Annotated in this window: 16 protein-coding genes and 8 tRNA genes; 8 read left to right on the top strand and 16 right to left on the bottom strand. The window is 30.4% G+C overall.

Annotation, left to right across the window (positions count from 1 at the left end; all coding sequences use genetic code 11):
* Nucleotides 1-13: 13 nt before the first annotated feature.
* Both Fi14EGH31_RS03085 and Fi14EGH31_RS03080 read left to right on the top strand, forming a co-directional pair.
* Nucleotides 14-313, top strand: a complete 300-nt coding sequence (locus Fi14EGH31_RS03085) for a transposase (protein WP_107030427.1) — start codon at nt 14-16, stop codon at nt 311-313.
* A gap of 226 nt (nt 314-539) precedes the next feature.
* Entirely contained in the window at nt 540-743 is a 204-nt protein-coding gene (locus tag Fi14EGH31_RS03080) for a hypothetical protein (protein ID WP_117482179.1), read from the top strand.
* Nucleotides 744-895: 152 nt separating this feature from the next.
* On the opposite strand, the gene Fi14EGH31_RS03075 is transcribed toward Fi14EGH31_RS03080, so the two are convergent.
* The 9 genes from Fi14EGH31_RS03075 to Fi14EGH31_RS03035 all read right to left on the bottom strand — a co-directional run bounded on the left by Fi14EGH31_RS03075 (nt 896) and on the right by Fi14EGH31_RS03035 (nt 2,414).
* Nucleotides 896-972 (bottom strand) — tRNA-Asp (locus Fi14EGH31_RS03075).
* Nucleotides 973-987: 15 nt separating this feature from the next.
* Nucleotides 988-1,063: transfer RNA gene (locus Fi14EGH31_RS03070), tRNA-Phe, on the bottom strand.
* Between the two features lie 6 nt (nt 1,064-1,069).
* Nucleotides 1,070-1,146, bottom strand: a tRNA-Asp gene (locus tag Fi14EGH31_RS03065).
* A 12-nt stretch (nt 1,147-1,158) separates the two neighbouring features.
* A tRNA-Ser gene (locus Fi14EGH31_RS03060) sits at nt 1,159-1,251 on the bottom strand.
* Between the two features lie 13 nt (nt 1,252-1,264).
* Nucleotides 1,265-1,340: transfer RNA gene (locus Fi14EGH31_RS03055), tRNA-Ala, on the bottom strand.
* 12 nt (nt 1,341-1,352) lie between these two features.
* Nucleotides 1,353-1,429 (bottom strand) — tRNA-Pro (locus tag Fi14EGH31_RS03050).
* A 7-nt stretch (nt 1,430-1,436) separates the two neighbouring features.
* A tRNA-Arg gene (locus Fi14EGH31_RS03045) sits at nt 1,437-1,513 on the bottom strand.
* 11 nt (nt 1,514-1,524) lie between these two features.
* Nucleotides 1,525-1,599 (bottom strand) — tRNA-Cys (locus tag Fi14EGH31_RS03040).
* Nucleotides 1,600-1,703: 104 nt separating this feature from the next.
* Nucleotides 1,704-2,414, bottom strand: coding sequence for a gamma-glutamyl-gamma-aminobutyrate hydrolase family protein (locus tag Fi14EGH31_RS03035; RefSeq protein ID WP_200765126.1), 711 nt, complete (start codon nt 2,412-2,414; stop codon nt 1,704-1,706).
* A gap of 81 nt (nt 2,415-2,495) precedes the next feature.
* Between Fi14EGH31_RS03035 and Fi14EGH31_RS03030 the strand changes: the two genes are divergently transcribed.
* Entirely contained in the window at nt 2,496-2,804 is a 309-nt protein-coding gene (locus Fi14EGH31_RS03030; RefSeq protein ID WP_022001056.1) for a hypothetical protein, read from the top strand.
* An 18-nt stretch (nt 2,805-2,822) separates the two neighbouring features.
* Here the strand turns inward: Fi14EGH31_RS03030 and Fi14EGH31_RS03025 are convergent, their stop codons facing one another.
* The 3 genes from Fi14EGH31_RS03025 to Fi14EGH31_RS03015 all read right to left on the bottom strand — a co-directional run bounded on the left by Fi14EGH31_RS03025 (nt 2,823) and on the right by Fi14EGH31_RS03015 (nt 8,603).
* Nucleotides 2,823-5,219: a glycogen/starch/alpha-glucan phosphorylase gene (locus tag Fi14EGH31_RS03025; RefSeq protein WP_117575512.1), complete on the bottom strand. Its 2,397-nt coding sequence runs from the start codon at nt 5,217-5,219 to the stop codon at nt 2,823-2,825.
* A 152-nt stretch (nt 5,220-5,371) separates the two neighbouring features.
* The gene (gene glgB, locus Fi14EGH31_RS03020; RefSeq protein WP_200765125.1) at nt 5,372-7,309 is read right to left on the bottom strand and encodes a 1,4-alpha-glucan branching protein GlgB; all 1,938 of its coding nucleotides are present in this window, start codon (nt 7,307-7,309) and stop codon (nt 5,372-5,374) included.
* 127 nt (nt 7,310-7,436) lie between these two features.
* Nucleotides 7,437-8,603 carry a PucR family transcriptional regulator gene (locus Fi14EGH31_RS03015; RefSeq protein WP_107030432.1) on the bottom strand — a complete coding sequence of 389 codons (1,167 nt, stop codon included), beginning with the start codon at nt 8,601-8,603 and terminating at the stop codon, nt 7,437-7,439.
* Nucleotides 8,604-9,086: 483 nt separating this feature from the next.
* On the opposite strand from Fi14EGH31_RS03015, the gene pckA reads away from it, so the two are divergent.
* On the top strand, nt 9,087-10,664 hold the full coding sequence (gene pckA / locus Fi14EGH31_RS03010) for a phosphoenolpyruvate carboxykinase (ATP) (protein WP_107030433.1): 1,578 nt from the start codon (nt 9,087-9,089) through the stop codon (nt 10,662-10,664).
* Nucleotides 10,665-10,700: 36 nt separating this feature from the next.
* On the opposite strand, the gene Fi14EGH31_RS03005 is transcribed toward pckA, so the two are convergent.
* The 3 genes from Fi14EGH31_RS03005 to Fi14EGH31_RS02995 form a co-directional block, all read right to left on the bottom strand.
* A complete protein-coding gene (locus Fi14EGH31_RS03005; RefSeq protein ID WP_107030434.1) occupies nt 10,701-11,417 on the bottom strand; it encodes a hypothetical protein in 717 nt (238 codons plus the stop codon).
* A complete protein-coding gene (locus Fi14EGH31_RS03000) occupies nt 11,418-11,633 on the bottom strand; it encodes a hypothetical protein (RefSeq protein WP_107030435.1) in 216 nt (71 codons plus the stop codon).
* A 77-nt stretch (nt 11,634-11,710) separates the two neighbouring features.
* Nucleotides 11,711-12,565 (bottom strand): response regulator, encoded by an 855-nt coding sequence (locus Fi14EGH31_RS02995; RefSeq protein WP_117575505.1) that lies wholly within the window; start codon nt 12,563-12,565, stop codon nt 11,711-11,713.
* An 89-nt stretch (nt 12,566-12,654) separates the two neighbouring features.
* Here Fi14EGH31_RS02995 and ftsW point away from each other — a divergent pair, with 89 nt between their 5' ends.
* The 4 genes from ftsW to Fi14EGH31_RS02975 all read left to right on the top strand — a co-directional run bounded on the left by ftsW (nt 12,655) and on the right by Fi14EGH31_RS02975 (nt 17,676).
* Complete coding sequence (gene ftsW, locus Fi14EGH31_RS02990) at nt 12,655-13,728, top strand: putative lipid II flippase FtsW (RefSeq protein WP_022001680.1); 1,074 nt, start codon at nt 12,655-12,657, stop codon at nt 13,726-13,728.
* A gap of 34 nt (nt 13,729-13,762) precedes the next feature.
* A complete protein-coding gene (locus tag Fi14EGH31_RS02985) occupies nt 13,763-14,893 on the top strand; it encodes an alanyl-tRNA editing protein (RefSeq protein ID WP_117788877.1) in 1,131 nt (376 codons plus the stop codon).
* 85 nt (nt 14,894-14,978) lie between these two features.
* Nucleotides 14,979-17,030, top strand: a complete 2,052-nt coding sequence (locus Fi14EGH31_RS02980; RefSeq protein ID WP_200765124.1) for an elongation factor G — start codon at nt 14,979-14,981, stop codon at nt 17,028-17,030.
* A gap of 121 nt (nt 17,031-17,151) precedes the next feature.
* On the top strand, nt 17,152-17,676 hold the full coding sequence (locus tag Fi14EGH31_RS02975; protein ID WP_200765123.1) for a hypothetical protein: 525 nt from the start codon (nt 17,152-17,154) through the stop codon (nt 17,674-17,676).
* 25 nt (nt 17,677-17,701) lie between these two features.
* On the opposite strand, the gene murD is transcribed toward Fi14EGH31_RS02975, so the two are convergent.
* On the bottom strand, nt 17,702-19,045 hold the full coding sequence (murD, locus tag Fi14EGH31_RS02970; RefSeq protein ID WP_200765122.1) for a UDP-N-acetylmuramoyl-L-alanine--D-glutamate ligase: 1,344 nt from the start codon (nt 19,043-19,045) through the stop codon (nt 17,702-17,704).

Here is a 19,045-nt window from a genome sequence, read left to right as displayed (position 1 = left end):
CAGAAAGACTTGAATGTATCAAATCCTTGATCTTCTCTCAAAACAAGAACTTGAGAGTTTCAATTATCTCAAACAACGTTTCTATAAAGAACTTGTAAACGGCTTTTATGTCTACGCCAAAAAGAAAGAAAAAGACAATGATGACAATAACGTTGATGATTGCGTCAACTACATTACCAGATACACTTCTAGACCTCCCATGGCTGAAAACTGCATCAAATATGAAGATGACAAAAAGATGATCAGATGGTGGTACAACCGTCATGAGGGTGAAAAATATATCGAAGTATATGAAAGTGTTGAAAACTTTTAAATGGTCAGATACTATGGCTTCTATTCAAACAGGAATAAAAAGTATATGAACTTTATGGTATAAAAAAGAAAAGACGTATCAAAAATTTGAAAGAAAGAAAAAAAATTTAAAAAACAAACTTGACCATCTAAAATACCGCACACATGTGATAGAATCATTTCAAAAAAATACTCTTTTATGTTCATGTGGCAATCTTATGAAATGTGAATATACATAGGTACCCCTAATGACAGACTCTACAGTGAAAAATGCATCAATGATTGCAGAAGATACACTTATCAAAATGAAACATACTGCTTGTGGCCATATTGCCAATGTTCCTAACTGGATCGTTGGTGAATTGGCAAAAGAAGACAGAATGTCCAGTAAACATGATGAAGTTGAAATAGAATGTCCTGTATGCAATGATCCTAGGAGAAGAATCAAATAACCACTGTATGATTGCAGGATAAAAAAATTTATACCAGATCACACAAATATGTCATGGTATTTTAGTATGAATTTTTATATGCTATTTCCCACGCATTCAAATTCTTAATAAACAAAAAAAGAGTCATGAATGACTCTCTTAATTACAATTACTGGCGGTCTGGACGGGACTCGAACCCGCGACCTCCGCCGTGACAGGGCGGCATTCTAACCAGCTGAACTACCAGACCAGTAATCTATTTAAATGGTGGTTCCGGGCGGAATCGAACCACCGACACGAGGATTTTCAGTCCTCTGCTCTACCGACTGAGCTACGGAACCATTAATTGGCGGTCTGGACGGGACTCGAACCCGCGACCTCCGCCGTGACAGGGCGGCATTCTAACCAACTGAACTACCAGACCAAAAAATAAAAATGGCGGAGATTGAGGGATTCGAACCCCCGCAGGACGTTAATCCTCTGCTGGTTTTCAAGACCAGTCCCTTCAGCCAGACTTGGGTAAATCTCCGTAATAAATAAATTGGTGGAGCCAAGCGGGATCGAACCGCTGACCCCCTGCGTGCAAGGCAGGTGCTCTCCCAGCTGAGCTATGGCCCCAATTTTTATAAATGGTCGGGAAGACAGGATTTGAACCTGCGACCCCCTGGTCCCAAACCAGGTGCACTACCAAGCTGTGCTACTTCCCGAAAAAAATGGCGCGCTAGGCAGGAATCGAACCCACAACCTCTTGATCCGTAGTCAAGCACTCTATCCAGTTGAGCTACTAGCGCATTTTCACAAATGGAGGTTCCTACCGGACTCGAACCGATGATGACAGAGTTGCAGTCTGTTGCCTTACCAACTTGGCCAAGGAACCATCCCTTGCTTTTTATTAACTTAAAGCTTGTTCATTATACTAATATATCAGCATAAAGTCAATACACATTTACTGTTTTTATAGCTTTTTATAATTTTTTATAATTATTTTTTGCAATTATCCACAAAATCTTTAAATAGTTTTAAATGATCATCACTTTTTTTATAAATCATTTCTGAATGCCATTGATATCCTATCACATACTTTTTATCTGGTAGATAAACAGCTTCTACTAATCCATCATCAGAATAAGCCATTGGCTTTAATGCTGGAGCAAGTTGACAAATAGCTTGATGATGACAACTATTCACCATTAAAGTTTCTTGATTTAAGATGTCTTTTAAAGGTGTATTTTCAACAATTTTTACTTGGTGACTTGGATGATCATAAGGAGCAGGTTGTCGATGAATACATGTAGGATGAAATTGTTGATCTAAATCTTGATAGAGTGTTCCACCTAAACATGCATTTAATAACTGAATACCTCTACATATTCCTAAAACAGGCTTATCGGCCTCTAAAACATATTTTAATAGCTTTGGTTCCATTTCATCTCTTTTTTGATTTAATTTTCCGCAATATTCTGCTTTTGCTTGATGATAAAGTTCAGGATTTAAATCATCCCCTCCCGCAAAAATAAATCCATCAAAATAATGAGCCGTTTTTTTTAAAGAAACATCATCATTAACTAAAGAAAGCATAACAGGAATACCACCTGCTTCAATAACCCCATCCATATACCCTGGATGCATCCATAAACTATCTCTTTCTTGATCATATAAAGGAACAATCGCAATTACTGGTTTATTCATCATAAGTACCTCTTTTTCATCGTTTTTTAGCATTATAACACAACTTATTATTTTATGCTATAATAAAAAACGAGGTGAAAAAAAATGATTGATCAAGAACAAGCTGCTAGAACATTGATCAATTTGATTGATGTTGTTCATCAAGAAAATTGGGTCTTATTAAATAAGGAAGATATGGCAAGTAAAACCGAAGAGTATTACATCAACTTCTTTAAAGAACATCATTTAGAAGAAGCAATCGATGAAATTAAAGCTGTGACAGAAAAAAACAAATCTTTTTTTCAAAGATTTGTTAATCATGAAGAAGTTGACGCTAAAGAAATGCGTGATTTTATGGAACCTTATCGTTTTATCAAAAGTAAATATATATTAAAGAAAAGCTCAAAGTCCTAAGACCTTGAGCTTTTATAATTAAAATTTACATTTTTCTAAATGCCAAATATCTTCTACATATTGTTCAATTGTACGATCAGATGAGAAGAATCCACTCTTAGCAATATTTACTAAGCAAATTCTAGCCCATTTAGCACGATCTTGATATAATTCTACAACATGTCTTTGTGCATTAGCATATGATTCGAAATCAGCTAATAAGAAGTATTCATCATTTTTATTCATTAATTCATCATGAATAATTTTAAATTCTTCTGGATTACTTGAGAAAGTACCATTAGTTAATGAATCGATAGCACGACGGATTTTTAAATCATTATTATAATAATCCCATGCACGATATTGATTATTCGCTTTTAAATTCTTCACTTCTTCATCTTTTAAACCAAAGATTTCACAATTATCTAATCCTACTAATTCAGAAATTTCTACGTTAGCTCCATCTAAAGTACCTATAGTAATAGCTCCATTCATCATGAATTTCATATTACCAGTACCACTTGCTTCTTTACCAGCTGTAGAGATTTGTTCTGAAACATCAGCTGCAGGCATGATTTTTTCTGCTAAAGTAACTCCATAGTTTTCTAAGAAAACAACTTTTAAGTATTTATTTGTTTCAGGATCATTATTAACTACATCTCCAACTGCATTAATTAATTTAATAACTTTTTTAGCGAAGTAATAAGCACTTGCTGCTTTTGCTCCAAAGATGAAAGTATGTGGATAAATACGGAAATCGGGATTAGATTTCATTTCTTGATATAAATAAATAACATGTAAAATATTTAATAATTGTCTTTTATATGCATGTAATCTCTTAACTTGAACATCAAAAATACTATCAACATCTACTTCAATACCATTATGTTTTTTAATATAATCAGCTAAGATTTGTTTTCTTTCTTTTTTAACTGCTAAGAAACGATTTTGTAAAATTGGATCATCAACATGTTCCATTAAGTTTTCTAATTGAGCTGGTTTTTTGATCCATCCTTTACCAATTGTTTCATTAATTAATTCACTTAATTGTGGATTACAATAAGCTAACCAACGACGATGAGTAACCCCATTTGTTTTATTATTAAATTTATTTGGATAAAGTACATTGAAATCATGTAATTCTCTTTCTTTTAAGATATCTGTATGAAGTCTTGCTACTCCATTGACACTAAAGCTTCCAGCAATTGCAAGTCTTGCCATATAAACAGTACCATCTCTTAAAATCATTGTACGATCAACTAAATTTTGATCATGATTACTTACTTCTTTAGCAAAACCTACAAAACGACGATGAATTTCTTCAATGATTTGATATACACGTGGTAATAATGTTTGCATTGTACTAATTGGCCAAGTTTCTAAAGCTTCAGCTAAGATCGTATGGTTTGTATAAGCAAATGTTTGTGTACAAATATCCCAGGCATCTTGCCATTCATAACCATGATCATCAATTAATAAACGCATGAATTCAGGAATACATAATACTGGATGTGTATCATTTAATTGAATAACATGTTTTTCATGGAAATTATCTAATGATGGATAATTTCTTAAGTGTGCTTTGATGATTGCTTGGATACCTGCAGAACAGAAGAAATATTCTTGTTTTAAACGTAACATTTTTCCTGCTGGTGTAGAATCATCTGGATATAAGTTTTGACAGATACTTCTTACATCTTCGATATATCTTTGGAAATCATGATTACTTGGGAAATCTTCACTTGGTTCAGCTGACCATAAACGCAAAGTATTTGTATTTACTGTATCATTTCCAATGACTGGTACGTCATAAGGGACTGCGTAAATTGTTTCAGCATCTACATGTTTCCATTTACCTTCATTTTCATCCCAAATTACTTTACCGAAGAATTTGACCGGAACTCTATGTTTAGGTTTACGTACTTCCCACATAAATCCTGTTTTCATCCATTGATCAGGTAATTCTACTTGATAACCATTTTCAATTTTTTGTTTAAATAAACCATATTCATAACGAATTGTATTTCCATGTCCTGGATAATCTAATGAAGCAAGTGAATCCATAAAGCATGCAGCTAAACGTCCAAGTCCCCCATTACCTAAACCAGCATCACTTTCTAATTCTTCTAAATCATGAATGTTGATTCCATAATCTTCTAAACCTTCTTTAGCGATTTCATAGATTCCTAGATTCATCATATTATTAACTAATAATCTTCCCATTAAAAATTCCATTGAGAAATAATGCATTTGTTTTTGTTCATTATTTTGAACAACAGCTTTACTTGCTGCCCAGTTAACTGATGCATAATCTCTAACCATTGTTTCAAGAACCATGAATTTTTCAGTAATATGGGCTTCTTCTACAGTACGCCCATAAGACTCAATAATTCTTCTTGAAAATTCAAATTTAAATTCTTCTTTGTTTTTAAACATTTTCCCGTCTCCTCAATATTACTCTTACGTGACCATCATACTTTATTTTTAGTAGATTGTCACTCATAAAAATATTTTTACATTGATAAAATCTTACTTTTTCCAAATAAAATAGAGTATCTAAACTACGGATGCTCTATTTTATGAACAACTTATTTTGTTTTCTTAATTACTCTTTTTGTTTTCTTTGTTGTTTTCTTTGTTGTTCCTTTTTTAGGTTTCACTTCAAAGATACATGCACTAAATGGTGCTAATTTTACTTCAATATAATGATCTTTATTTAACAATTTTGTTTTTTCATTTGGTTTTGTTTTCTTAGAGCGAATTGCTCTTGGATTAACGATATTCTTTCCAGAATATACAGCTTGATCTGTATTTAAAATTTCTTTATAACTTCCTTCAATATTAACTGGTACTTTGTATTTTTCATGCGTATTACCAACAAAATTCATCACTGCGATAATCGCATTTCCTGCTTTATCTTTTCTTTCAATTGCGAAAACACATTGATCATGATCATCAACAACAAGCCATTCAAAGCCTTTTAAATCATAATCCATTTCATATAAAGCTGGATATTTCAAATAAATTTCATTGAGTTTTTGAGCGAAATGATGGAATGCATCATGATCAGGATATTTTAAAATATCCCATCCTAAAGATTTAGATTCATCCCATTCTTTATATTCAGCAAGTTCATTTCCCATAAAGTTCAATTTCTTACCAGGATGTAACATCATATAAACATACAATGCTTTTACTTGTGCCAATTTATCTCCATGTAATCCCCACATTTTATTAATAATCGTCGCTTTACCATGAACAACTTCATCATGCGAAAACTCAAGTAAGAATCTTTCAGAATAGAAATAAGCCATTGAAAAAGTAATAAAGCGACTATCATATTGACGATAAACAGGATCTTCTTGGAAGTATTTCAATGTATCATTCATCCAACCTAAATCCCATTTATAATCAAATCCTAAACCATGTTCACCCACTGGTTTAGTAACACCTGGATAATCTGTTGAATCTTCTGCAATCATCATCACAGTTGGATGATACCCAGACATATGTCCATTTAAACGTTTCATCCATTCCATAGCACCAATATTTTCACCTAAGTTTTTATTACCTTCATAATAAATAAGATTACTTACAGCATCAAATCTAAAACCATCAATATGATAATATGTTGCAAAGAATTCTACAGAAGATAATAAGAAACTTCTTACTTCATTTTTACCTAAATCAAAATAAACACTATCCCATGGACTATAACGACGATTATAATCATTATAATCATAAACAAATCCACCATCATACATATGTAATCCATGTGAATCTTTAACGAAATGTGCTGGCACAAAGTCCATAATAACACCAATGCCTTCTTGGTGGCAGGCATCAATAAATTTCATTAATTGTTTAGGTTGACCATATCTCGATGTTGCACTATAAAAACCAGTTGCTTGATATCCCCAAGAACCATCAAATGGGAATTCAGTAAGTGGCATAACTTCTAAATGTGTATAGCCCATCTTTTTTACATAGGGAATAATTTCATCTATTAATTCTTCATAAGAATAATATTCACCATCGTCCCCTTCACCTTCACTTTCTCGCTTCATTTTCCATGAACCAAGAGAAGCTTCATATATATTAAGTGGGCAATCATAATTTTTAGTTCTATTTTTTATCCATTTGCTATCATGCCAACGATAACCTTCCATGTTATAAACTTTTGAAGCAGTTCCTGGTCTTAACTCACTAAAATAAGCATATGGATCTGCTTTATCAATAATATCTCCTTGAGGAGTTTCAAATCTAAACTTGTACATGTCAAATTCTTTGACACCTTCAACAAATATTGTATAAATACCACCATTATTATATCTTTCCATATAACAAGGTGTTTCACCCCATTGGTTAAATTCTCCTACAACTTGTGCACTTCTAGCATTCGGCGCATATGTTGTAAAACGTACACCTTTTTTACCCTCATGAGTTTCAAAATGTGCACCAAATATTTTATAAGCTTGTAAACAATTTCCATCATGGAAAGTGTGAATTAAAAAATTATCAAACATATATTTATCTCCCCTTTATGTCATTTATTATAACATATAAATGACCAACATTCACTAAAAAGTTAGCGCTTTCATTTTTATTTGCTAAACTTTTTATCAAATAAAAAAAGAAGCTAACAGCTTTCCGCTATTTCTTCTTTTTTTCTACAATTTCTTTAATATAAAAAGCTAACATATACGGCATTTTTTCTTCAAATGAATCCAATTGACATTCTGTCAGTTCTTTTATCTTATTAAGTCGATAATTGATAGTATTACGATGCATATATAAGCTTTCAGCCATAGCTTTTTGATTACTATCGAATTTTAAATATTGATAAAGAGTCTCTTCTAATTGAGTATTATGCTTTTGATCATAATCTATCAAAACACCTAACATACTACGATACATTTGTCTTAAAATACCTTGATCTTCAATAATAAACAATAATTGATAAACACCCATATCATCAAAATAAATTTGTGGATAATTAAATTGTTTAGCCATCTTACAAGCTGCAATAGCCCTTTTATAACTTAAAATCATATTTCTAAAATCCACCATCTTTGAGCCAATTCCTAAATGTAATGTATAATGCAAACGTTTTTTAGCTCTTTTATACATTTCATTAATAACTTCTACAAGAGCACTATCTTCTAAGTTATTAAAAATCATAATATAATAACCATCAAACCAGAAAAAACTATAATTTCCTTCAACTTTTTCAAAACATAATTCTAGCTGAAACTTAATACTTCTTCTTTCCATCATGCCTAATTCTTCATCGGTTTCTACAGAAATAGCCATTACTTGAAAATCATTTTCCACATCAAAATCACCTGCTAATTTATTTCTAGACTCTTCAATAATTGCTGGATTAATCAGTGTGTCCATAACAGTTTGATTAATATACTTATCATCTCTTTCTGCACGTAAACAATGATATGAAAAATCTTTGATCATATCAGCAATATGCACTTCCCAAGGAACCACTAACAAAGGAAAACTTAATTCATTACAATAATCAATAATTTCTTGATCGATATCAAAAATATATTTTCCCGTATTGATAACAAGTCCCACACTATGATATTTAACAAGTTGTTCAATGAATTCTTTTAATTTCTTTTGGCTTTGAAATCCTAGACCTGTTGTTACAACTAGTTCTTTACCCCAAAGTTGTTGTAAAATCGTTTTATCTTCGACCATTTGTACCCAGGTCATGGCATTAGAACATCCATCCTCACCTGCAAGTAATGTCATTTTATAATTCTTTTTAAATTCTCTTAAAGCATCATCTATTGTAAATCCCATATCATCACCACCATCTATTTTACACTATTTGTGCACATTGCACAAATACTTACAATCCTTTTTAGGATATTTGTCTCTACTCAATTCGTCATATTTCGCTATAATAAATGTGTAATAAAAAATGAAATGTAAATTAAAGAGATATCCCATAATATTTATATCTCTCATATATTTTACGATTTTCAGTAATAGTTTCCCAATATATTAATTTTTTATTACTCGATTCCCTATATATAAATAAAGAAGATCATTCCCCTAAATGATCTTTTTTATTTGTTTATGATTATTATCCTAAAAATACATTAGTTATGTTTCTAATGTGTTTTTTTATTAAAAAATACTCTAAAAGCCTTATAAACTGTACATTTTCAACAAACTCATTTTGACATTAGCGTCATTTATTAAAAAAAGTAAGCGCTTTCTATGGATTTTATAACATTTTTTTTGTATCATTATATGTAGGGAATCCAAAGGAGGTATATTATGGATACATTGAATATCGAAAAATATGGTTTTAATCATACAGGAAACATTTTTAGAAACAATCCGCCTGGTGCGCTTGTAGAAAAAGCTTTACTTCATAAAGAAGGAAGACTTTCACGTGCTGGTGCTTTATGTATAGAAACTGGAGAAAGAACTGGTCGTTCTCCAGATGATAAATATATTGTTGATACACCTGCTGTTCATGATTTAATTGCTTGGGGAAATGTTAATCGTCCTGTTTCAGCAGAAGTTTTTGACCAAGTTTATGATCAAATGATTCAATATTTAAATGATAAAGATTTATATATTTTTGATGGCTTTGCAGGAGCTAATCGTAAATATCAATATGGTTTTAGAGTTATCAATGAAAAAGCAAGTCAAAATTTATTTATTAGAAACTTACTTATTCGACCTAAAAAGGAACAATTAAAAGATTTTAAAGAAGACTTTTTGATTTTAGTTGCTCCTGGATGTAAAGTAGATTATAAAAAATTAGGATTAAATAGTGAAGCCGCTATTATGATCAATTTTGAAAAACAAATTATTTTAATTGCGGGCACAGGGTATTCTGGAGAAATCAAAAAATCTGTCTTCTGTGTTATGAACTATTTACTTCCACAAAAGAAGATTTTTACAATGCATTGTTCTGCCAATATGGGAATCGACGGTGATACAGCTTTATTCTTTGGATTATCAGGAACTGGAAAAACAACACTTTCAGCCGATCCAAACAGACGATTAATTGGTGATGATGAACATGGTTGGTCTAGAAATACAATCTTCAACTTTGAAGGTGGATGCTACGCTAAATGTATCAACCTTTCAAAAGAACATGAACCTGAAATTTGGAATGCCATCCGTTTTGGTGCTGTAACAGAAAATGTTAAATTATTTGAAGATACACGTATTATTAATTTTGATGATGGTTCTATCACAGAAAATACACGTGTTGGTTATCCAATTGATTATATTCCAAATACTGTTTCATCAGGAGTTGGACCTATTCCACGTACTATTTTCTTTTTAGCAGCAGATGCTTTTGGAGTTTTACCACCTATTTCTAAACTTGACCGTAACGCTGCTATCTATCACTTTGTTTCAGGTTATACAAGCAAACTTGCTGGAACTGAAAATGGTGTTACTGAACCAGAAGCAACATTTTCAACATGTTTTGGAGAACCATTTTTCCCATTAGATACAGCTTTATATGCTCAACAATTTGGACGTCGTGTAGAAAAATCAGGAGCTAATGTTTTCTTGATCAACACTGGATGGACTGGTGGCTCTTATGGTAAAGGGCATCGTATTCCATTAAAATATACACGTGCAATGATCAATGCTGCTTTAAATGGTGACTTAGATTTTGTGGAATATGTCAAAGAACCATTCTTTAATCTAAAAATCCCAAGAAGTTGTCCAGGTGTTCCAGCAGAAATGTTGAACCCTAAAAATACTTGGTCAAACAAACGCGAATATGATAAAACAGCTAAAAAACTTACAAAAATGTTCCAAGAAAATTTTAAAAAATATGATTTACCTAGTACTGTTGTTAAAGCCGGACCTGGTACTCATAAATAAAAATAGCGGATATCTCATGAGATATCCGTTTTTGTATCATTTAATCATTTCTTTAATTATTTGTAAATCTTTGTTTTCTATTAATGCTTTAAAAATCTCATTATACTGTGACAATGTTAAATTTTCTAACATTAAAATATCTTCTTGAGGATATTTACTTTTAAAAAGCATCAATGTATTTTCTTTAGCTTTCAAAAGTTCTCCTTCTTTTAAGCCTTCTTCTTTCCCTTCTTGTCGTATTCTTACTTTCTCTTGATGATGTTGTATCTTGACAAGCTGTCTTTTACTCGCTGCTAATACAAGTTCTTCATCTTCATTGAACTGATCCATCTTTTCTTTCATCATGATAACCACCTCACTGTTTAATGCCATTATATCATCTGTTATCCCATGATATAAAGTATAAATAGCTAATTCTATCTTGCTTAGATTCTTAAGCCCTTTTTCTCTTACAACAGCATCAATAAATGGAAGATAGACATTATGATGGGTAAGCAGATTATACTTTCTGACATGGTTTAGTTGATTACGTGGCATGTAGGTATCGATCAAGAGAAGATTGTCTCTGTCAATATCATTGACAAAGAGAATGGTATAGACTTCATGGACATTTTCACTGTATAAGAGATCTCCTCGATTGACTTGATGATCTATCATTCTTGCTCCATAGATTTGAAAACGATAATGAACTTCTTTAGTAAGTGCACTGTTTTGCATTTCAATGTCGATTAATTTTCCTTCATCAGTTTTCACTCAGACATCTAAAACCATATCTTTATCACTTAGATGTTCAGGATTGACTTCACTATTTAAGACAAAAAGTTCCTGACATTTAATACCAGTGATTCCTTCAATAATGACTTTAAGTAAATAATAACAGCGAGAATCATTGAGATCACTCAACATAAATTTAAAGACAAGATCATTTTTAAAATCGGTAATTCTTTTAGATTTGATTTTTGTTTCCATAGTTTCTCCCTTCATTATTTATATAGACAACAAAAATCATTTTTTCTTTTAAAAAATAAAAAAACGAAATAATTTTCTTATTTCGTTAACATCTTTTTAGCTGCTTGATACATTTTTTCATAATTTACAGTTTCACAAGTTCTACAATATCCTATTTGTAAATCCATATTTTCAGAAATATCAGATAATTTCTTTTGTGAAAACATTCTTAGAAGTTCTTCTTTTCTTACATAAGCAAGTTCCTTAGACATCATATGATTAACAAAACATACAAATTCATCTTGATCAACACGCCCTAATATATCTATATTTTTAAAATTCATCGAAATGAAATCACTCATTTCTTTTACTAATTCATCTCCTCGATGACTTCCTTCTTGTTTGTACACTTCTTCTAAACCATTTAGCTTAAATACAAACAAAATTTTTTGGCCTGTTTTATTTTCATCTAATTTTTCATCAATAAGCCATTTAGCAGTATCAAATTTATATATCTTTGTTAAATCATCAATTTGTTGATTATTCATTAAAGATTCTCGTAATTTCTTTAATTCTTTCAATCTTAAATAATTACTTGCTGCATTTTTTACTCTTTGTAAAACTACTTCTTCATAAATAGGCTTTTGAATACAATCATAGATACCATAATCAAAAGCTTGTATTAAATCTTTAGGATTATCACTTGCTGTTAAAGCAACAATAGGAACTTGTGACAATCTTTTATTCTTTTTTATTTGTCTAATCAAATCCATTGTCCCTGGCATAATTAAATCAATTAACATAACATCAAATTGATAATCTTCATCTTCAATTATTTTTTTAGCGTCAGCTATATTTTTTGATAATGTGATTTGAAAGTCATTTTCTAATAATTTTTGTAATAAAATCATATAAATCGTAGCATCTTCTACTAAGAATAATTTCATAAACATCACATTCCTCTCGCCTTTATTATATATCAAAAATATACTTTTTATAAAATAATTTTAATTAGTTCACATATAATAAAACGGTGGTAACTATGAAAAAAAGAAAAATACTTCTTATTGTATTTATTATTCTATCTATTGGTTTATTAATGGTCTATAGTTCTTCACATATTTGGGCGCAATATAAAGAAAATGACAGCTTCTATTATTTTAAAAGACAAGCTATTTTTGTAATAGTCGGTCTTCTTTTACTTTTTTTCTTTTCTAAAATAGATTATCACCTCTATCAAAAACATAGTCTTAAAATTATTATTCTTGCTACAATTCTTTTAGTTCTAGTACTCATTCCTGGAGTAGGTATTGTCAGAGGTGGTTCAAGAAGTTGGTTTAATTTAGGACTTTTTGCCTTACAGCCTTCTGAAATCTATAAAATAGCGCTTATTATTTATGTCAGTGACTATATCAGCCATCATTATCACCAAATGAAAAAACTACGTTATTGTTTAAAACCACTTATTGTTATGGGAATCGGCTTTTTTCTTATTATGTTACAACCCGATTTTGGAAGTGGCTTTGTCATGTGTTGCAGTATTCTTTTAATGATTATTATTACCCCTTTCCCGTTTCGATATATTGTTTTTTTAGGACTATCTGGAATTTTAATGATTATTTTAATGATTATTTCTGCCCCTTATCGAATGAAAAGAATTTTTGCTTTTTTAGATCCTTTTCAAGATCCATTAGGATCAGGATTTCAAATGATTCAATCACTCTATGCTATTGGTCCTGGAGGAATTTTAGGAAGTGGTTTTGATCAAAGCATTCAAAAACATTTTTATTTACCAGAACCACAAACAGACTTTATTTTTGCTATTTATTTAGAAGAATTTGGTTTTATAGGAGGGATTTTATTAATTCTTTTATATGCTTACTTATTTATTACTTGTTTCAATTATGCAAAAAAAGTAGACGATCTCTTTGGAAGTTTTTTAATGATCGGTATGACTTCCATGATTGGAATACAAACTATCATTAACTTAGGGGTCGTTGTTGGATTATTTCCTGTTACAGGTGTAACTTTACCTTTAATGTCTTATGGAGGGACTTCTTTACTTGTTACTTTGATTGAAATCGGTATTATGTATAATATTATCAAATCTATTTAAATATGGTATGATTTGAAAGAATGGATGTGATAATATGACAATTAAACTTTATGACAAAGATGCTTATCAGACAATTTTTGAAGCTCAAGTCATAACATGTACAAAAAGAGAAAATGATTATGATATTGTATTAGACCAAACTTTATTTTTTCCTGAAGAAGGTGGTCAAACTTGTGATCATGGTACTTTAAATGATGTTGAAGTCATTGATGTACAAATCATCAATCAAGAAATTCATCATTATACCAACGCTCCTCTTTCAGGAAGTGTTAAAGGAAAGATTGATTTCAATTATCGTTATAATAATATGCAAAATCATAGTGGTGAACATGTTTTATCAGGACTTGTAAAAAGTATGTTTGGTTTTGATAATAGTGGTTTTCATTTAAGTGACCATGAAATTACAACGGATTATAATGGCTTTTTAAATGAACAACAGTTACAGATATTAGAAGCTAAGGCCAATGAAGTGATTTTAAATAACAAAGTCATTCATTGTTTCTATCCAGAGGATGCTGATCTTTATGATTATCGAAGCAAAAAAGAAATCAATGAAGCAATTCGTTTGGTAGAAATCGAAGGTGTAGATTGTTGCGCTTGTTGTGCCCCTCATGTACGTTCAACAAGTGAAATTGGCATGATTAAAATATTAAAAGCTATGAAACATAAAAATGGAATTCGTCTCTATTTTGTATGTGGCCATCGTGCTTTTGTAGATTATCAAGCTAAGCACATACAAGCAATAAATATTTCTCAAAAGCTTTCATTACCACCTGATGACCTTGTAAAAGGTATTGATCAACTTTTAAACGAAAACAATCAATTAAAACAAGAACTTTCAAACTTAAAAAAACAAATAATTGATCAACAAGTACAATCATTGCCTCAGCAAGATCATTATTTAATTTTTACTAATGATCTAGATCGTTCTTTACAACAATATTATTTAAATCAATTATTTCCATTGTGTTCTAATTATGTAGCTATTTTTGTAGGAAAAGATGATAATTATCGTTTTATGATTGCAAGTAACAATGACTCTAGAGAGCTTTTAAATAAGTTAAAAGGTCACTTTGAAATCAAAGGCGGCGGTAAAGCAAATATGGTTCAAGGACAAATCAAAGGAAATCAAAAAACAATACAAGATATTTTAGAGAATAACTAAGGTTATTCTTTTTTGTTGTAACCGCTTTCTTATATAAAGAAATCATTGTATAATATAAATAGTTATATAAGAAAGGGGAATGTCTATGAATTTATATCACTCAAATAATATTGGAAATGTAGCTGTTTTAGGACATCTTGGTTCAGGAAAAACAAGCATTATTGAAGCCATGACAAAACGTGCAGGAATTTCTCAACAAATAGGAACTATTAGTCAAGGAACAACTATTTCTGACTATGACGTTGAAGAAATTAAACGTCAATCTTCAATTAATTTATCACTTATTCCCTTAGAATGGGATCATTGTAAAATTAATTTATTAGATACTCCTGGTAATTTTGATTATGTAGGAGAAGTAGAAGCTGCTTTACACGTTGCAGAATCAGCTGTCATTGTTGTTCCTTCTTATAAGGATATCAGTATTGGTACAAAGCAAGCCATGTTTAGAGCAAAAGATAAAGCTAAAATTATTTATATTAATGGCTTAGATAATCCAGATGCCAATTATAAAGAAAAATTAAATCAATTAAAAAAAGCCTATGGTAAAGGAATTGCACCAATTCAAGTTCCTATCATGGATCATGATAAAATGATAGGTTATATTAACGTAGCTAAAATGGAAGGTCGTATTTTTAAAGGAGAACATACAGAACCTTTCCCTATTCCTGAAGATATGATGGATGAAGTTATGCCTATCAAAGAAATGATTGATGAAGCTGTCGCTAATACAAATGATGATTTATTAGAAAAATTTCTAAATGAAGAACCTTTTACTAAAGAAGAAATTTCTTGGGCTTTACGTCAAGGAGTTATGAATCAAACATTGATTCCTGTTTTATGTGGAACAAGTAATATTGGTATTCAAATTTTATTAAATTCAATGGTTGCTTTCTTCCCTGCTGCAGGTGATACATGTAATTCTATCATTGTAGAAAATATTGATACACATGAAGAAGATATCATCGGTTTTAACGAAAGTCTACCACCTTCTTTATTCATTTTTAAAACAATTGTTGATCCTTTTGTAGGAAGAGAATCACTTTTTAAAGTTTGTACAGGTCATATTCAAACAGGAATGTCTTTATTAAATGTTAATAAAAATGAAGTTGAAAAAGTGAATAAACTTTACATAAAAAGAGGAAAAGAACTTATTGAAGTTGATGAATTATGTGCTGGTGATATTGGATGTATGACAAAGCTTTCTCATTCTTCAACAAATGATACTTTATGTACATTAGATTATCGTATGAAATACCAATCTATTCATTTTTCTAAACCATATTATGGTAAAGCTATTCAACCTATTGGTAAAGCAAATGAAGAAAAGATTGCTAGTGGTATTACAAGATTATTAGAAGAAGACCAAACTCTAAAATTTGAAAATAATCATGAAACAAAACAACAATGTATTTATGGTATTGGAGATATTCATTTAGAAAGTGTTGTTGCTAAATTAAAATCTAAATTTAAAATTGATGTTAAATTAAGTGATATGAAAGTTTCTTATCGTGAAACAATTCGTAAAAGTTATACTCAACGTACAAAGTTTAAAAAACAATCAGGTGGTCATGGTCAATATGGTGAAGTAGAAATTCTTTTTGAACCAACAAAAGATTATAGTCAATCTTATATATTTAAAGAAAAAGTATTTGGTGGGGCTGTCCCAAAAGCTTATTTCCCTGCTGTTGAAAAAGGATTGATTGAAAGTGTTAAAGAAGGAGTTATTGGTCATTATCCTGTTTTAGGTATACAAGCTACTTTATTAGATGGTTCTTATCATAGTGTAGATTCAAGTGAACAAGCTTTTAAAACAGCAACTATGATGTGTTTTAAAGAAGCGATGAAACATCTTGATCCATGTTTATTAGAACCTTATGTCATTTTAAATATTTATATTGATGAAGAATATTTAGGTGATTTGATGTCACATGTTAATAAAAAACGTGGTAAAGTCCTTGAAACTGATAGTTTAGACGATGGTTTAATCAAACTTGTTTGTCGTATTCCTCAAGTAGAAATATTAGAATTTGCGATTGATTTACGTTCTATTACTCAAGGTCAAGGGTTATATGATTATCATTTTGATGGTTATGAAATTGTTAATGATGATTTAGTAGAAAGATTATTGAAAAAATAAAACTTGATAAAGGTATTTAAGAAGTCCTGAGGGACTTCTTTTTTTGGACTATTTGTCCATTGAAAGGAGAAAAATAGAAAGATAAAATAATAAAAAAGAAGTCTATCCAGTAGGAAGTTTTGTGTTCTATACGGGAGATGAAGAATGGAACTTGCCAGAAACATTGAAAAGTATACCATCAGAGATGGAACCTTATATCAATGATTGGAGACTATCTGTTATCGACCTTAAAACAATGGATGCAAGAAAGCTTATGAATCGAAGATTAAGAGATGTCGTAGAAATTAATCAAAGTATGTTTGCAGGAAGTTATGAAGGATTAAGAGAAAATCGTAAAATTGAAACAGAAAGCTTCATGATGGCGGCAACATTTACACGTACAAATATTAGAAGAGAAGATTTACCAGAAGGAGATGAAATCAATATGTGTAAGGCAATGGATCAATTATTTCAAAGATTTGAAAATCAAGGAATTGAAAAAGGAAAACTCAATACTTTAAAAGAACTGCTTAAAGTGAAATTAGGAACTTTATCAAGTCCTTTAGAAAAACAACTCACAAATACATCGCTAGAAAAATTAAATGTTCTTACATTAAATATCTTTAACATCAATAGTGAAGAAGATGTTTTAAAAATTATTCATTAAAAAAGAGAGTATGCTTTGTACTCTCTTATTTTTCATTTACATATTGTTTGAAAATTCTTCCTCTTTCTTCATAACCCTTGAATTCATCAAATGAACTTGTTGATGGAGAAAGTAAGATGATATCTCCTGGTTCACTTATTTCAAATGCTTTATTAACAGCATCTTTTAAAGTTTTTTCATAATAAGCATCTTGATGATGCATATCTTCTTTAAAACGTTTACCTGCTACTCCAAAAGTCACGAGCTTTTTAATACATGAATTATAAGTAGACATTTCTTGTAAGTCTAATCCTTTATCAAAACCACCCATTAATAGAATAACTGGTTGTTTAAAAGCTTTTAAAGCAATAATACTTGCATCTGTATTTGTTGCTTTAGAATCATTATAAACTCTAACACCATTATATTCTCTAACGAATTCAATACGATGTTCAACCCCTTTAAAATGACTCACAACATCTTTAATCACTCGAGGACTTACTCCAGCAACTAAACAAATAGTAGTCGCAATCATAATATTTTGGACATTATGATCTCCTACAATCTTAATATCCTTTAAATCAATAATATGTTCCCCTCTAAAATAAATCGCTTGATCAATAATGCTACAATCAGCTGATTTATTTAAAGATTGTGTTAAAACACAACAATAAACATGATATCTTTGTAAATATTCTTGTAAAGTTTCATCATCAATATTATTAACAAAAACTTCATCATCACTTTCACAATTTTCATAAATACGCATCTTAGAAGCATAATATTCATCTAATGAAGCCATATAATCTAAATGATCTGGTGTTAAATTAATAACAGTTGAAATTTCTGGTCTAAATTTATCAATATCTAGTAATTGGAAATTAGACATTTCAATAACAATATAATGATTTTCTTCTTCTAATAAATTATTTTCTAAAACAACATCACATAAAGGTTTACCAATATTACCCGCAATATGAACATGTTCATATTGTGCTTTTAATATTTCATAAATCAAAGTAACAGTTGTTGTTTTACCATTTGTACCTGTAACAGCAATATAATGTTGTTTCTTAGCTACTTGATATGCTAACTCAATTTCTGTATAAACAGGAATACCTCTTTCTTTTAATCTTAAAATAAAAGGTTTATGATAATTAATTCCTGGATTTTTAACAACAAAATCAAAGTCTCTTTCAAAAAGCTCATCAGGATGTCCCCCTGCTACAATTTCAATTCCTGCATCTAAATATGCTTGATATCCTTCAATCTTTTCTAATTCTTTTCCTTCATTGATTGTAATTGTTGCATTTAACTTTTGTAATAACTTAACTGCTGCCTTACCACTTCTAGCAAGACCAATCACTAAAACCTTTTTCCCTGTTAACAT

The sequence above is a fragment of the Faecalibacillus intestinalis genome, assembly GCF_015097455.1.
GTDB lineage: Bacteria > Bacillota_I > Bacilli_A > Erysipelotrichales > Coprobacillaceae > Faecalibacillus > Faecalibacillus intestinalis.
This window is presented reverse-complemented; position numbering and strand designations above follow the sequence as displayed.

What these genes read in the sequence shown, in the direction of transcription:
- Fi14EGH31_RS03085 (WP_107030427.1), top strand. Translation starts at nt 14, where the DNA reads ATGTATCAAATCCTTGATCTTCTCTCAAAACAAGAACTTGAGAGTTTC.
- Fi14EGH31_RS03080 (WP_117482179.1), top strand. Translation starts at nt 540, where the DNA reads ATGACAGACTCTACAGTGAAAAATGCATCAATGATTGCAGAAGATACA.
- Fi14EGH31_RS03035 (WP_200765126.1), bottom strand. Translation starts at nt 2,414, where the DNA reads ATGATGAATAAACCAGTAATTGCGATTGTTCCTTTATATGATCAAGAA.
- Fi14EGH31_RS03030 (WP_022001056.1), top strand. Translation starts at nt 2,496, where the DNA reads ATGATTGATCAAGAACAAGCTGCTAGAACATTGATCAATTTGATTGAT.
- Fi14EGH31_RS03025 (WP_117575512.1), bottom strand. Translation starts at nt 5,219, where the DNA reads ATGTTTAAAAACAAAGAAGAATTTAAATTTGAATTTTCAAGAAGAATT.
- glgB (WP_200765125.1), bottom strand. Translation starts at nt 7,309, where the DNA reads ATGTTTGATAATTTTTTAATTCACACTTTCCATGATGGAAATTGTTTA.
- Fi14EGH31_RS03015 (WP_107030432.1), bottom strand. Translation starts at nt 8,603, where the DNA reads ATGGGATTTACAATAGATGATGCTTTAAGAGAATTTAAAAAGAATTAT.
- pckA (WP_107030433.1), top strand. Translation starts at nt 9,087, where the DNA reads ATGGATACATTGAATATCGAAAAATATGGTTTTAATCATACAGGAAAC.
- Fi14EGH31_RS03000 (WP_107030435.1), bottom strand. Translation starts at nt 11,633, where the DNA reads ATGGAAACAAAAATCAAATCTAAAAGAATTACCGATTTTAAAAATGAT.
- Fi14EGH31_RS02995 (WP_117575505.1), bottom strand. Translation starts at nt 12,565, where the DNA reads ATGTTTATGAAATTATTCTTAGTAGAAGATGCTACGATTTATATGATT.
- ftsW (WP_022001680.1), top strand. Translation starts at nt 12,655, where the DNA reads ATGAAAAAAAGAAAAATACTTCTTATTGTATTTATTATTCTATCTATT.
- Fi14EGH31_RS02985 (WP_117788877.1), top strand. Translation starts at nt 13,763, where the DNA reads ATGACAATTAAACTTTATGACAAAGATGCTTATCAGACAATTTTTGAA.
- Fi14EGH31_RS02980 (WP_200765124.1), top strand. Translation starts at nt 14,979, where the DNA reads ATGAATTTATATCACTCAAATAATATTGGAAATGTAGCTGTTTTAGGA.
- murD (WP_200765122.1), bottom strand. Translation starts at nt 19,045, where the DNA reads ATGTTAACAGGGAAAAAGGTTTTAGTGATTGGTCTTGCTAGAAGTGGT.